Annotated in this window: 16 protein-coding genes; 14 read left to right on the top strand and 2 right to left on the bottom strand. The window is 60.3% G+C overall.

The features are described 5' to 3' along the window. Positions 1-64: 64 nt before the first annotated feature. Positions 65-310 carry a hypothetical protein gene (locus tag ACTCHC_RS09050; RefSeq protein ID WP_463022160.1) on the bottom strand — a complete coding sequence of 82 codons (246 nt, stop codon included), beginning with the start codon at positions 308-310 and terminating at the stop codon, positions 65-67. Positions 311-452: 142 nt separating this feature from the next. Here ACTCHC_RS09050 and ACTCHC_RS09045 point away from each other — a divergent pair, with 142 nt between their 5' ends. From ACTCHC_RS09045 to ACTCHC_RS09020, 6 genes are all read left to right on the top strand, one after another. Then, entirely contained in the window at positions 453-1,220 is a 768-nt protein-coding gene (locus ACTCHC_RS09045; protein WP_463022159.1) for a TIGR01458 family HAD-type hydrolase, read from the top strand. A 259-nt stretch (positions 1,221-1,479) separates the two neighbouring features. Further along, positions 1,480-1,851, top strand: coding sequence for a recombinase family protein (locus tag ACTCHC_RS09040; RefSeq protein WP_463022158.1), 372 nt, complete (start codon positions 1,480-1,482; stop codon positions 1,849-1,851). 69 nt (positions 1,852-1,920) lie between these two features. Continuing rightward, a complete protein-coding gene (locus tag ACTCHC_RS09035; RefSeq protein WP_463022157.1) occupies positions 1,921-2,562 on the top strand; it encodes a CerR family C-terminal domain-containing protein in 642 nt (213 codons plus the stop codon). Continuing rightward, a complete protein-coding gene (locus ACTCHC_RS09030; protein ID WP_463022156.1) occupies positions 2,559-3,527 on the top strand; it encodes an HlyD family secretion protein in 969 nt (322 codons plus the stop codon). The genes ACTCHC_RS09035 and ACTCHC_RS09030 overlap by 4 nt, the downstream gene beginning before the upstream one ends. Beyond that, positions 3,506-3,988, top strand: coding sequence for a zinc ribbon domain-containing protein (locus ACTCHC_RS09025; RefSeq protein ID WP_463022155.1), 483 nt, complete (start codon positions 3,506-3,508; stop codon positions 3,986-3,988). Before ACTCHC_RS09030 ends, ACTCHC_RS09025 begins: the two co-directional genes overlap by 22 nt. Beyond that, entirely contained in the window at positions 3,985-4,254 is a 270-nt protein-coding gene (locus ACTCHC_RS09020) for a hypothetical protein (RefSeq protein WP_463022154.1), read from the top strand. The genes ACTCHC_RS09025 and ACTCHC_RS09020 overlap by 4 nt, the downstream gene beginning before the upstream one ends. A gap of 441 nt (positions 4,255-4,695) precedes the next feature. Here ACTCHC_RS09020 and ACTCHC_RS09015 read toward each other — a convergent pair whose 3' ends face one another. Beyond that, positions 4,696-4,992 (bottom strand): metal-sensing transcriptional repressor, encoded by a 297-nt coding sequence (locus ACTCHC_RS09015; protein ID WP_463022153.1) that lies wholly within the window; start codon positions 4,990-4,992, stop codon positions 4,696-4,698. A 920-nt stretch (positions 4,993-5,912) separates the two neighbouring features. Between ACTCHC_RS09015 and ACTCHC_RS09010 the strand changes: the two genes are divergently transcribed. The 8 genes from ACTCHC_RS09010 to ACTCHC_RS08975 all read left to right on the top strand — a co-directional run. After that, the gene (locus ACTCHC_RS09010; RefSeq protein WP_463022152.1) at positions 5,913-7,379 is read left to right on the top strand and encodes a TolC family protein; all 1,467 of its coding nucleotides are present in this window, start codon (positions 5,913-5,915) and stop codon (positions 7,377-7,379) included. 11 nt (positions 7,380-7,390) lie between these two features. Beyond that, positions 7,391-8,749, top strand: a complete 1,359-nt coding sequence (locus tag ACTCHC_RS09005; RefSeq protein WP_463022151.1) for a multicopper oxidase family protein — start codon at positions 7,391-7,393, stop codon at positions 8,747-8,749. A gap of 41 nt (positions 8,750-8,790) precedes the next feature. After that, the gene (locus ACTCHC_RS09000) at positions 8,791-9,516 is read left to right on the top strand and encodes a copper-binding protein (protein WP_463022150.1); all 726 of its coding nucleotides are present in this window, start codon (positions 8,791-8,793) and stop codon (positions 9,514-9,516) included. A gap of 127 nt (positions 9,517-9,643) precedes the next feature. Then, positions 9,644-9,769 (top strand): hypothetical protein, encoded by a 126-nt coding sequence (locus ACTCHC_RS08995; RefSeq protein ID WP_463022149.1) that lies wholly within the window; start codon positions 9,644-9,646, stop codon positions 9,767-9,769. Between the two features lie 16 nt (positions 9,770-9,785). Continuing rightward, entirely contained in the window at positions 9,786-10,172 is a 387-nt protein-coding gene (locus ACTCHC_RS08990) for a DUF302 domain-containing protein (RefSeq protein ID WP_463022148.1), read from the top strand. Between the two features lies 1 nt (position 10,173). After that, positions 10,174-10,848, top strand: a complete 675-nt coding sequence (locus ACTCHC_RS08985) for a TVP38/TMEM64 family protein (protein ID WP_463022147.1) — start codon at positions 10,174-10,176, stop codon at positions 10,846-10,848. Continuing rightward, positions 10,845-12,155, top strand: coding sequence for an APC family permease (locus ACTCHC_RS08980; protein WP_463022146.1), 1,311 nt, complete (start codon positions 10,845-10,847; stop codon positions 12,153-12,155). The genes ACTCHC_RS08985 and ACTCHC_RS08980 overlap by 4 nt, the downstream gene beginning before the upstream one ends. A gap of 66 nt (positions 12,156-12,221) precedes the next feature. Next, positions 12,222-12,723, top strand: a 502-nt coding sequence (locus ACTCHC_RS08975; protein WP_463022145.1) for a heavy metal-binding domain-containing protein, incomplete at its 3' end; no start/stop codon positions are given.

Below are 12,723 nucleotides of genomic sequence, written 5' to 3'. Positions count from 1 at the left end.
TTGTTGCGGATGCAGTTTCATCTTTGACCAACAACGCACGAAACCGCTGATATGTTGCCTGACCTCATACGATGTTCAGCAATCTCCGCTTTTCAGCGGGATGATGCCACTGCCAGTTCGAGTGTGCACGCATAAGCATAAGCCGGTTCCACCAGTCCCGCACGGTTTCGGGGCTGGTGTCGATCCCGCGCTCGTGCAGCAAACCCTCGACGTAGCGCGGCGAAAGTGGAAACGAACCTGCATTCATCACCGGCATACCGATGATCACGGGGCTGCTGTGAAAGTACTTGGGGCGCCTCTTTTTTGTCATCAATGGACGCTACGAAACTGCCCCGCGCTTCAGCCGGTTTGCTCTGGCAGGGCCGTCTTTACCCTAGCTCTGGCAGGGCCGTCTTTACCCTATCAGCGGGTGAATCATTGTATTGTGGATCGCAGAATACCAAAGTCTTCTTATGATCCGTGGCGTACTGATCGATATCTCAGGGGTAATTACTGACGGTCCGGGCGGGGTGCCGGGGGCGGCGCTGGCTGTGGCGCGCCTGCGAGCAGCGTGCCTTCCCATCCGCTTTCTGACCAACACCACTCGGCGCCCCAAAAGCAGGATCGTCGCAGACCTTCGCGCCCTGGATGTGATCGTCACAGCCGACGACGTCATCACGCCGGTCGCCGCCGCGCTGAACTGGTTGTCCGAGAACGGTCATGTGCCGCATCTGCTGGTTCATCCCGACCTGGCCGAGGAGTTCGCGGGTTGCAAAACCGATGGCCCCGTCGCGGTGGTGCTGGGCGATGCAGCACAGGGATTTTCCTATGCCAATCTGAACGCCACATTCCGGGCGCTGCACAAAGGCGCGCCGTTTCTGGCCTTAGCTGCGAACCGGGTGTTTCGAGACGGCGACGGTCAGCTCAGCCTCGATGCGGGCCCCTTCGTGCGGGCGTTGGAATATGCCAGCGACACGACAGCCATTGTTCTGGGCAAACCCGCCCCGGATTTTTTTCGCGCCGGGATTTCCAGTCTTGGGTGCAGAGCGTCCGAGACTGCCATGATCGGGGATGATGCCGAAAACGACATCGCGGGTGCACTGAGCGCGGGGCTGGGCCTTGGCATCCTGGTGCGCAGCGGAAAATATCGCCTTGGCGATGAAGATCGGGTTACACCCCGACCCTCAGCGGTTGTTGACGATTTGACAGCAGCGGTCGAGATGATCCTGAAGTATGTGTGACGTGGGTGGTGTGAGATCACTTCGAACTCGGTCACCCTACCCGGCTCAAGCCAGCTTCCTCTGACAAGACCCCCTGGCAAGAGAAACTGACTTGATCTGCCGCAGCCCGGCGTTCGGGGGATGAAGCTATACCTGATATGTCACAATACTTGGTCACCGCCAATGTCTCAGTGGCAGGTTCCGGCCGATGCAGATCTCCGGTGTCATTTGAGCGGCCTCGTGCGCGGTGGAATCAGGTATCGTGCAGGAAACTCATTGCATGACGAACGACGCTACCCGGGCCTCTGCGGCGCCGGCGCTGGATGCATTGTTCCCGTCGCGGATGGAGGCCGAACTTGGTGTGAATCCCGAGTTCCCAGACAACGCACGCGATGAACCGTCCCCCATTCGGGCGGCAGAGTATCGCATGTCTACCGATCATCAGCGCTACTCGACGGAAAACCAGGCGGCGGCAATCCAGGCCTATGCCGCACAGCGCGGCATGGAGATCGTGCGCACCTACGCCGATGAAGGAAAGAGCGGGTTGCGGATCGAGGGCCGACACGCTCTGAAGCAGCTGATCGAGACCGTCACTTCTAAAAGCGCGGATTTCGACGTCATCCTTGTCTACGACATCAGCCGTTGCCTATGAGGCCCGGCCTTCTTCGTTGGGGAGCGGTCAATTGTTGATTCAATCAAACGATTGATCTATCCAGGTTCCATGAATGTCAGCGAGAACAAGAATGACACGCGGACCAACCTTATAGCGGCGGGGCTGGCGTTGTTTGGGCGCAACGGGTTCGAGGGAACATCGACAAGAGAGCTGGCAGCACAGGCCCAGACCAATATCGCCTCGATCGCATATCATTTCGGTGGCAAGGCGGGGCTGCGCGCGGCCTGTGCCGGGGCTGTCGCAGAACGTGTAACCGACGTTCTTGACGCGGCTGGCGCGCTTGACGACGCGACAACACAGCAGGCAGCGGCGGCACAGATGGAACGACTTGTGCGTGCATTTGTGCAACTGATCGTCGGAACGCCAGAGGCGCAGGACATGGTGGCATTCATGCTGCGAGAGATCACCGGCGCGGGCGAGATTGCCGAAACCGTCTATGCAAGTTTTGTCGAACCCCGCCACAAGGCTCTTTGCACATTGTGGGCCACGGCGACGGGGCGACACCCCGATGATGCCGATGTCAAACTGGCGGTTTTCGCGCTTATCGGTCAGATCGTCTATTTCCGCATCGCATCGCCCTTTGTCACACGGCGCATGGGCTGGGATGAAATCGGATCGGCCGAGACGCAAAAGGTGGCCGACACCGTGATTGCAAATCTTCGCGACGCTATCGAAAGGCAAAGGATATGAGTTTTCTGTGCGCCCTGCCCTTCGCCGCATCGCTTTTTGCGTCCTGCGCCGCCCCTGCGCCGTTCGCCACCGGCTATGCCGAGGGCAACTTCATTTTGGTTGCCCCGGTGGCCGTCGCACAAATCGCACATGTCTATGTCGCGCGGGGGGACCGTGTCGCGGCGGGTGGCCTTCTTGTTGAAATGGAACGAAAAGATACGGAAATTGCCGTTGCCGAAGCCCAGGCAGTTCTGACGCAGGCCCAAGCGCATCTTGCAGATTTGCAGGAAGGCAAACGCCCCGAAGAAGTCGCCGTCATCGCGGCGAACCTGGCATCGGCGACCGCGCAGGCGGTCGAGGCCGAACGCACACGCGACCGGGTCACAAACCTGGCGTCACGCGGGGCGGCGACGGTTTCACAACAGGATGATGCGACCACCGCAGCGCAGATCGCTGCCGCACGGGTTGCGCAAACCGAAGCAGAACTTGCCGTGGCGCGATTGCCGGCCCGCCCGCAGGCCATCGCGCAGGCCAAAGCGGCGGTCAGTGCCGCACAGGCCGCGTTATCCAGGGCGAACTGGAACCACGAACAGCGCAGATTGACCCTGTCCGAACCCGTGACCGTCTTTGATGTGATTCGCAGCGACGGGGAAATTGCCGGCCCCAGCGCCCCGGTGTTGTCGGTGCTGGGCGATGGGGCGGTAAAGTTGCGCCTGTATGTCCCCGAAACGGTCGTTTCCATGATCGCAATCGGCGATGGCCTGGACGTGTTTTGCGACAGTTGCCCGAATGATCTGTCCGCGCGCATTATCGGGTTCTCCGCAATCGCGTCTATCGCGGCGAGGCTGTCCACAAGGGCAAGGCCTATCCGGGCGAGCACGACGCCATCGTCACCGATAAGGTCTTGGATCAGGTCGACGCCATCCTGCAGGGCAACCGCCACGCCCGGTCCAGCAACAGCCGCATGCAGACGCCCGCGCCGCTGAAGAGCCTGATCTTCACCGATACCGGCGCAGCCATGACCCCGACCGCGACCAAGAAACGGGGCAAGCTCTACCGTTATTATGTGTCGATGGACGTGATCAAGAACCGCACCACGGAGGACGACAACGGCGACGATCAAGTACCCACCCGCCTGCCTGCGGGCATGGTCGAGGACGCCATCGTCACCGAGGTCCGGCGCATTCTGCAGACGCCAGAGGTGGTCACGCAGGTGGCGGCGCTGAAGCGCGATCAGGTATCCGAAGCCGAGGCCATCGCGGCGCTGCATGATTTCAACACGCTCTGGGCGCAGCTGTTTTCGCTCGAACAGTCGCGGATCATCCAGCTTCTGGTCCGGCGCGTCACCGTTACCGCCGTCGGACTCGAGGTCGACATCCGGCGCGAAGGCGTTGCGGGCGTGATCCGCGAAATGATCGCGCCGCGCGACATGGAGGCCGCCGAATGACCCGAGGCAGTGACACGATCCGCGTGCTGATCCCCCTGAAGCTGCGCAAGAAAAACGGACGGCCCAAGATCATGCCGCCCGCCGATTACAGCCCGAGTGAGGATCAGACGCAGGACCCGCACATCCTGCGCGCCATCGGCCGGGCATGGGGATGGCGGCGGCGTATGGAGGCAGGCGAGTTCGCCACAATCCAGGAACTGGCCGAGGCCGTCGGTCTGGCCGAACGCCATGTCAGCCGCCAGCTACGCCTCGCCTCGCCTTTTTGATGATTGTAGCACGCACTTGACTCGGCACAAAGCGGGAACGCGCGCCTGGCTTGGATCGCTTGTGGGATGCGGCCAGCTTGCGCCGCCGACTAACCAGTTCGATCTCTGTTCCATCCGCCAGTCGGATGGATTTTTCAACAAGCACGCTTTGCAGCATCCCAATATCCGCATGAAAGCAAAGGCTTGAGGCTGTTTACCGGATCAGGCCCGGTTAACAGGTCCGGAGAATATCGGCCCGGAGAGAACGCGTGTGCGCCCTTCGGGGCGTGGGCCGGTTAACAGCCCCACCCGCATAACCCCCGAAAACAACGGAAAAATCCGGCCGCAGCCGGATCGGGAGAACGCTTTCGCGAGGGCAAGTGGCGGAGGGGATGGGCCTGACGTCAAACCTTCTCCACCCTAAGTATTCGTAAATACTTGTGATTTATTCGCCATTACTAGCTACCGGCCAACTTTCTCGAAAATTTCCACCAGATCCTTGAACTTGCTACGCTGCTCGTCGGGATCTTGTGAGCGGATCGCATCGTCCACGCAGTCATCTGCGTGATCCTGCAGGATTATAATTTCGACCTGCGAAAGGACCGATCGGATCGCCAGGATTGATTGAGCATGTCGATGCAGTAGCGATCTTCTTTGATCATACGGGCAGTCACTCGCCCCTCGCGCCGGGCGATCACGTCCAGCAGCGCCATGACGTTCGTGAAGGAGATGAGAAATGGCGCTTCGGCTCGGCTCCATGGTGCTGACTTGGTCCGCTACGTTCCTCTACTCGGTATGCGAACGAGCATGGCGCGAGTAGAAGGCGAGGATCAAGGGACGGTCAGTTCGCCGCTTACACACTCTCCTGTTGGCTGCGCTCGCGTTCCTGGCGAAGTGCCAGCGATTTCACGCAAAAGTCAGCGTCCTTCCCATACGGGATGGATTTACAAATCTTCTCAATTTGCGTACATTTCGTAGATGCACCTGCAAATAAATATCTTTGCTTGGCTGAGGGCGCTTGTTTGCCTTTGCTTTGCGATTGCTCTGGTGTTCTCCGCGCCCTCTGCATCCCATGCGGCGTCAGGCACGCATGGTAACCATCACACCGTTGCCGTCAGTCCGGAACATGCGGACAGTGCCGGTTCGCACGGAACGACGTCGTCTGCTACGCTGCACGAGACATGCGGCTCCATGTCAATGGCAGATGATGGAGACCAGTTCTCCGCTCAGTGTTGTGGCGGAATATGTGTTTCGGTCGTCCTCATCGAGACGGGCGTCGGTTTTTCTGACCATTTGACCAGCAGCAGATACGCGGCGCGCCTCGTGCAGACGACCTCGATCAAACCCTCCGGTTTTCTGCGACCTCCCCAGTTCCTGATCTGATCCAAAACCCCTAGCGGGTTTTTGCCTTGCGCACAGCTGTGCGTGAGCCCGAAGTCAATCAGTCAGGTTCCATTCATGAAAATACTTCTGCTTATGGGGGCTTCGGCCTTCTTACTTGGCGCGTGCGCCTACGAGCCCATGCCACTGCCCGTAGTTGCAGGACAACTGGCACCCAGCGACCCCACCGTTTCTTCAAGGGTCTCTTATCAGGATCCGTTGGCTGGCTACATCTATCGTGGCCCGACGGGTCCACGCGACTGGCGATCCGTCAATCAAGAACAGTCGGAGGGCAACTGATGCGGAGAACGAAATTTTCTCTCATGGTCAGCTTGCCGCTGTTGCTGGGGGCTTGCGCGACCGCGGTGCCCGGCATCTATACCGAGCAAAAGGCAGGCTTTGCAAATGTTGCCGGTCAAGTCACCCCAGCGATTGGCAAACGCACGGTCTTCGCCCAGACGCAGGCCGAAAACGAGGCGCTGAGCCGCGAAGTGCACGGCATAGTGCATCGCAAGACGATATCGGCGGATACCGCCGTTCAGGTCGCCCTGCTCAACAACAAGGGTCTACAGGCCTCCTATGCCAATGTGGGGCTGTCGGCAGCCGAAGCATGGCAGCAAGCGACGCCGGAAAATCCCGTCGTCTCCATCGGGCTTCTGGGAATCGGTGCCCCCGAACTGGGGGCCTACCGGGCGATCGAGGGCCTGATCCGCGCCAACATTCTGGATGCGACCACCCGCTCGCAGCGGATGGCGATTGCCGATGCCAGTTTCCGAGAGGCGCAACTGAGCGCCGTGAATGATACGCTTACCCTCGCCTACCAGACACGTCAGGCCTGGATCAACGCCGTCGCGGCTTTCGAAACTGTTGGCTACCTGACCCGCACCAAGGCAACTTCGGACGCTGGTTCGGAACTGGCGCTCAGGCTGGGCGAGACGGGCGCGCTCAACAAGGCCGGGCAGGCCCGCGAACAGGCGTTCAACGCCGAACTGGCGGGCCAGCTTGCCAAGGCACGGCTGAATGCCGCGCGAGCCAAGGAAGATCTGACCAGGCTGATGGGGCTGTGGGGCGCGGACGTGGACTATTACGTGCCCGACGCGCTTCCTGCTCTGCCGCGGTCTGTCGGTCGCGTCAGCGATATCGAGGCACGGGCACTCGCCAACCGGGTAGACCTGCGGGTCGCCAGGTTGGGGTTGGAAGCGCAAGCCAGGGCTTTCGGCTTAACCGAACAGACTCGCATCGTCAGCGATCTTGAAATCGTCGGCGGTGCCGAGCTTGAACGAGAAGTCGGCGAAGATGGCGACATCGAAAAGACCGTGACGCCACAGGTCGAAGTCGAATTCGCGATTCCGATCTACGACACAGGCAAGGCCCGGATGCGCAAGGCCGAGCTGATGTATCTGCAAGCGGCCAACGTGCTGGCTGAACGTGCCGTCACGGTCCGGTCGGAAGCGCGGGAGGCCGAGACCGCATATCACGCCTCTTACAAGATCGCGCGACACTACCGCGACGTTCTGGTGCCGCTGCACACCATCATCGAGCAAGAGGGCCTGCTGTCTTACAACGGGATGATCACCAACACTTTCGAGCTCCTGATGGACGTGCGCGAAAAGATCGGCGCCGAACTGGAGGCGGCGAACGCGAAACGCGATTTCTACATGGCCCAGGCTGATCTGACCGCTGCGATCTATGGCGGCGGTGCAGGCAATACGGGTGCTGGTGAAGAAGGCGCATCATTGGCCGACGGTGACGGCGCTGGACACTGAAAGGAACTGACATGTTGAACCGACGTCAATTACTCGGGGCCGGCGCCGCAGGTGCAACGCTGGTTTCCAGCCAAGCGTGGGGCAAGTCCCTGAATATGGGACTGCCTGAGGCGGCGCAGATGGACAGCGCGGCAACCGCGATCACACCGCGCCCCGTTTCGGGTCCGGATTACAATCCTGTCGTCACGCTTAACGGCTGGACGTTGCCACACCGGATGAACAACGGCGTGAAGGAGTTCCACCTTGTTGCCGAACCCGTCGAGCGAGAGCTGGCCGACGGCATGATCGCGCATCTTTGGGGGTATAACGGCCAGTCCACCGGCCCGACCATAGAGGCGGTCGAGGGCGACCGGGTGCGCATCTATGTCACGAACAAATTGCCCGAGCATACCACGGTGCATTGGCACGGTATGATCCTGCCCTCGGGCATGGACGGGGTTGGCGGGCTGTCGCATCCAGGAATTCCGCCAGGCAAGACCTATGTCTACGAGTTCGATCTGATCAAATCAGGCACCTTCATGTACCACCCGCATGCGGACGAAATGGTGCAGATGGCGATGGGCATGATGGGCATGTTCGTGGTCCATCCGAAAGACCCGACCTTTATGCCGGTGGATCGTGATTTCCTCATCATGCTGAATGCGTTCGACATCGACCCGGGCACCTATGTGCCACGCATCATGACGATGACCGATTTCAACCTCTGGACATGGAATAGCCGGATTTTCCCGGATATCGACCCGCTGGTCGTCAACAAGGGCGATCGGGTGCGCGTGCGCGTCGGTAACCTGACGATGACCAACCACCCGATTCATATGCATGGCTACGACTTCAAGGTCACCTGCACCGATGGCGGGTGGGTGCCGGAAACCGCACAATGGCCGGAGGTGAGCATCGACATTCCTGTGGGTGCCATGCGGGCCTACGAGTTCGTCGCCGATCACCTGGGCGACTGGGCAATCCATTGCCACAAGTCGCATCACACGATGAACGCGATGGGCCACGATGTGCCCACGTTCATCGGGGTGAACAAGACGCAACTGACCCGGCAGATCCGCACGTTCCAACCGGAATACATGCCGATGGGGACCGCCGGGATGGCCGATATGGGCGTGATGGAAATGCCGCTTCCGGACAACACCATTCCGATGATGACGGGTTGGGGACCGCACGGCCCGATAGAAATGGGCGGCATGTTCTCGGTCGTCAAAGTGCGCGATGGCATCGATGCGGACGATTACTCGGACCCTGGCTGGTACGAAAACCCCCCTGGCGAACAAGCCTATGAATGGACCGGTGAATTGCCAGAGTTCGCCACGAACAACAGCCCCAAGACCATCCTCACACCAAGACCGACCTCGAACGGCTGAAGGGCTCTTCGATCCAACTAACCAAACCACAGGACAAAGAAATGAAAAAACTTCTTCTGACGACAACGCTTGCATTCGCTCTCACCGGGCCAGCCTTCGCTGCCGGAACACACAAGGGCGGACACGATGATGATCACGCTGCAATGGCCAAGGAAATGATGATCGGCATGCCCGGTGATCCTGCCAAGGTGACGCGCACCATTGAAGTGACAATGCGGGAAACGGACAATGGTGAAATGTTGTTCGAGCCAAGATCGCTGGATTTCGTGCAGGGTGAGACGATCCGCTTTAATGTGATCAACAACGGTGAATTGGAGCATGAATTCGTCATCGATACGATGATGGGTAATGCCGAGCACAAAGAAGCCATGGCCAAGATGGACATGGAACATGACGATCCCAACTCGGTTCGGCTGGATCCGGGAGCGTCAGGTGAAGTTGTCTGGACGTTCTCGAACACTGGATCGTTCGAATTCGCCTGTCTGATTCCGGGCCATTACGAATCCGGCATGCACGGGCCGATCATGGTGGGGGAGCAGATGGCGCAAGCAGAGGTCGAGTATACAACCGGAACCATCAAGAAGATCGACACCGAAGCCGGAAAGGTAACAATCATTCATGGTCCCCTGTTCGCACTTGATATGCCTGCGATGACCATGGTGTTCCGCGCCGATGAGGGAATGATCGCCAAAATGTCCGAAGGACAGGAGATCGAATTTGTCGCAGACCGGGTCAACGGCAAACTAACCGTGACCGCCCTGAAGTGAAGCAAGATCCAGGAGCGCCGGATGAATTCGGCGCTCCTTAATCCACGTCAACACAGTCCTGCCAATGACGACGGAAGGCGCAATAAGGGAGCGTCATGACACAAATTTTCTCTGAAAGGACGACATGATGAACTGGAACGACATGGGCTCCGGAATGGGTTTCGGAATGGGGTTTGGCTGGCTCTTCGGCCTGCTGATCCTCGTGCTGGTGGTTTTGGCCATAGCGGCACTGATCAAATATCTTCGGAAGTGAGAAAAAGGACTTGGAAATGACCTACACGATCAATCGAATGTTCCCCGACGCCGGTATCGACGATGTCGACGCTCGGGCGCGCAAGGCACTGGCGGATCATGGTTTCGGCGTTCTGACCGAGATCGACGTCAAGGCGACAATGAAAAAGAAGCTCGATGTCGAGATGCCGGCCTATCGTATCCTCGGGGCCTGCAACCCGAAGATGGCGTATCAAGCCATCGGTATCGAGCCGCGCGTGGGCGCGATGCTGCCCTGCAACGTCATCCTGCGCGAAGTCGAGGACGGCGTCGAGGTCAGCGCTATCGATCCTGTGGCGTCGATGCAGGCGATCGAGAACGCCGAACTGACGGCCGTGGCGGGCGAGGTGCGCGACCTTCTGGCGAAGGCCGTCGAGGCGATCTGAGATGAGCCTGCGCGCCGCCATCCTCACGGGCGTAGCGATCCTCGGGATCGGACTGCTCGCTGTCTGGCAGTTCGCGCCTTCGGTATTCGCCGAGGCGCGCAGCCTTCTGGACGTCGAGCGTCTGGAAATTCTGGTGGCGCGCGCCGGTCTCTGGGGGCCGGTCCTGATCGTCACGTTTATGACCCTTGCGGTCGTTGCCAGCCCAATCCCGAGCGCGCCCATCGCGCTGGCGGCAGGGGCGGCCTACGGACATCTCTGGGGGACAGTCGTGGTCGTGATCGGCGCGGAACTCGGAGCGTTGATTGCCTTCGGTCTTGCAAGGGTTCTGGGGCATGACGCCATGCGGCGGGTGTTCGGCGACCGCGTCGATGCCGGGCTGCTCGGCTCGCAGAACGCTCTGTCGGCGACGGTCTTTGCCAGCCGCCTTATGCCCTTCGTGTCTTTCGACATGGTCAGCTACGCGGCCGGGTTGAGCTGCCTGCATACTTGGCGGTTCGCCATTGCGACACTGGCAGGGATCATTCCGGCAAGCTTCCTGCTGGCCCATTTCGGCGGTGAGGTGGTCAGCGGAGACCTCGGGCGAGCGACATGGGCGGTGCTCGGACTCGGGCTTGTGACGGGGTTGCCGCTGCTCTGGGTGGCGCTGCGGCAAAAGCCTGAAAAGGAAAATCCATGACGAAAAGCGAATACGAGAAGAACAGCATTACCCTCCCGGGTGCTGTGGCCATGGGAACCGGCGTGATGATCGGCGCGGGCATCTTCGCGCTGACTGGACAGATCGCCGAACTCGCCGGGCCGCTCTTCCCGCTCTCGTTCGTCGTCGGCGCTATCGTGACCGGGTTCAGCGCCTACACCTACATCAAGATGTCGAACGCGTATCCGTCAGCGGGCGGCATCGGGATGATCCTGAAGAAGGCCTACGGCCCGACAACGGTCGCGGCGGGTGCTGCACTTCTGATGGCGCTGTCGATGGTGATCAACGAAAGCCTCGTCGCGCGCACCTTCGGCACCTACACGCTGCGGGCGTTCGGCGGTGATCCGGACAGCGTGCTCGTCCCAGTCCTCGGCGTCGGGCTGATCATCTTCGCCTATTTTGTAAACGTATCGGGCAACCGGTCGGTCGGGCTGTTCTCTATTGTTATGGCCATTCTGAAAGTGGGCGGAATCGCGCTGTTCGGGGCCGCCGGCCTCTGGGCGAGCGGAATCTCGTTCGAGGCGACGGGTGGAGACATGGGCGCCACCGGTTTTGTGGCGTCGGTAGCGCTGTCCATCCTTGCCTTCAAGGGCTTCACGACCATCACCAACAGCGGCGCAGAGGTCACCGACCCGCACCGCAATGTCGGCCGGGCCATCGTCTGGTCGATAGCCATCTGCGTCGTCGTCTATCTGCTGGTGGCCTTCGCGGTCGGGTCCAGCCTACCGCTCGACCGCATAGTGGCGGCGAAGGATTACGCGCTGGCCGAAGCGGCCCAGCCGTCCCTCGGTCAAACCGGCTTTAACCTGACGGTGGCGCTGGCGCTGGTGGCCACGGCGTCTGGTCTGATCGCCAGCGTATTCGCGGTGTCGCGGATGCTGGCGATGCTAACCGACATGAAGATGATCCCGCACAGCCATTTTGGGATGCCGGGCACGATCAAGGACCACACGCTTGTCTACACCGTCGTGATCGCAGGATTCCTGACGGTCTTCTTCGACCTCAGCCGTATCGCCTCGCTCGGGGCCTTCTTCTATCTGGTGATGGACATGATCATCCACTTCGGCGTGTTCCGGCATCAGCGCGAGGAAATCAACGCGAGAGGCTGGGTGTTGCTGACGGCCATTGCACTTGATGCCGTGGTGCTGGCTGCCTTCGCCGCAATGAAGTGGCTGTCCGACCCTCTTATCGTCGTCCTTGGGGCGATCGGCATGGCGCTGGTATTTCTGTTTGTGCGGATGTTCCTGTCGCGCAATCCGGTCGGGGAAGGCGCTCACGACCATCACTAAAAGCACTTGAGCTTCCGGTCGTTAGAAACCGCAAACTGAAACAACAGATCGAAAGGCTGGCAGACCATGGAGAACGATCACCATCACGCGCCCCCCGACGTCCCGGCTGGGACCGAGACGGCAAAGGACCCAGTTTGCGGTATGACTGTCGCCGTCAAGCCTGACGGGCGTCACGGGGAGTTCGACGGCGAGACCTTCCATTTCTGCTCGGAAAAATGCCAGGCGAAGTTCAATGCTGATCCGTGGTTCTATGCCTCGGGCCGTGCCGCCGGACAGAAGAAGGCCGCCCCGGCCAACGTCCAGTACACCTGTCCGATGCATCCCGAGATCATCCGCGATGCGCCGGGGGCCTGCCCGATCTGCGGCATGGCGCTGGAGCCGATGGTGCCGTCTGACGAGCCAAGCGAGGAACTGACCGACTTCACGCGTCGGATGTGGATTTCGGCCGCAGCCGCGGTGCCGCTTGTCATCCTGACGATGGGCGAACTGGTGGCCTTGCCGGTGCGCGACTGGATCGGGCATCAGACCGCCAGCTATCTTGAGTTCGTGCTGGCGACGCCGATCATCC

Source organism: Actibacterium sp. (genome assembly GCF_055134745.1).
Note: the sequence above shows the minus strand (reverse complement) of the source record. Positions and strands in the feature narration are given on the sequence as shown.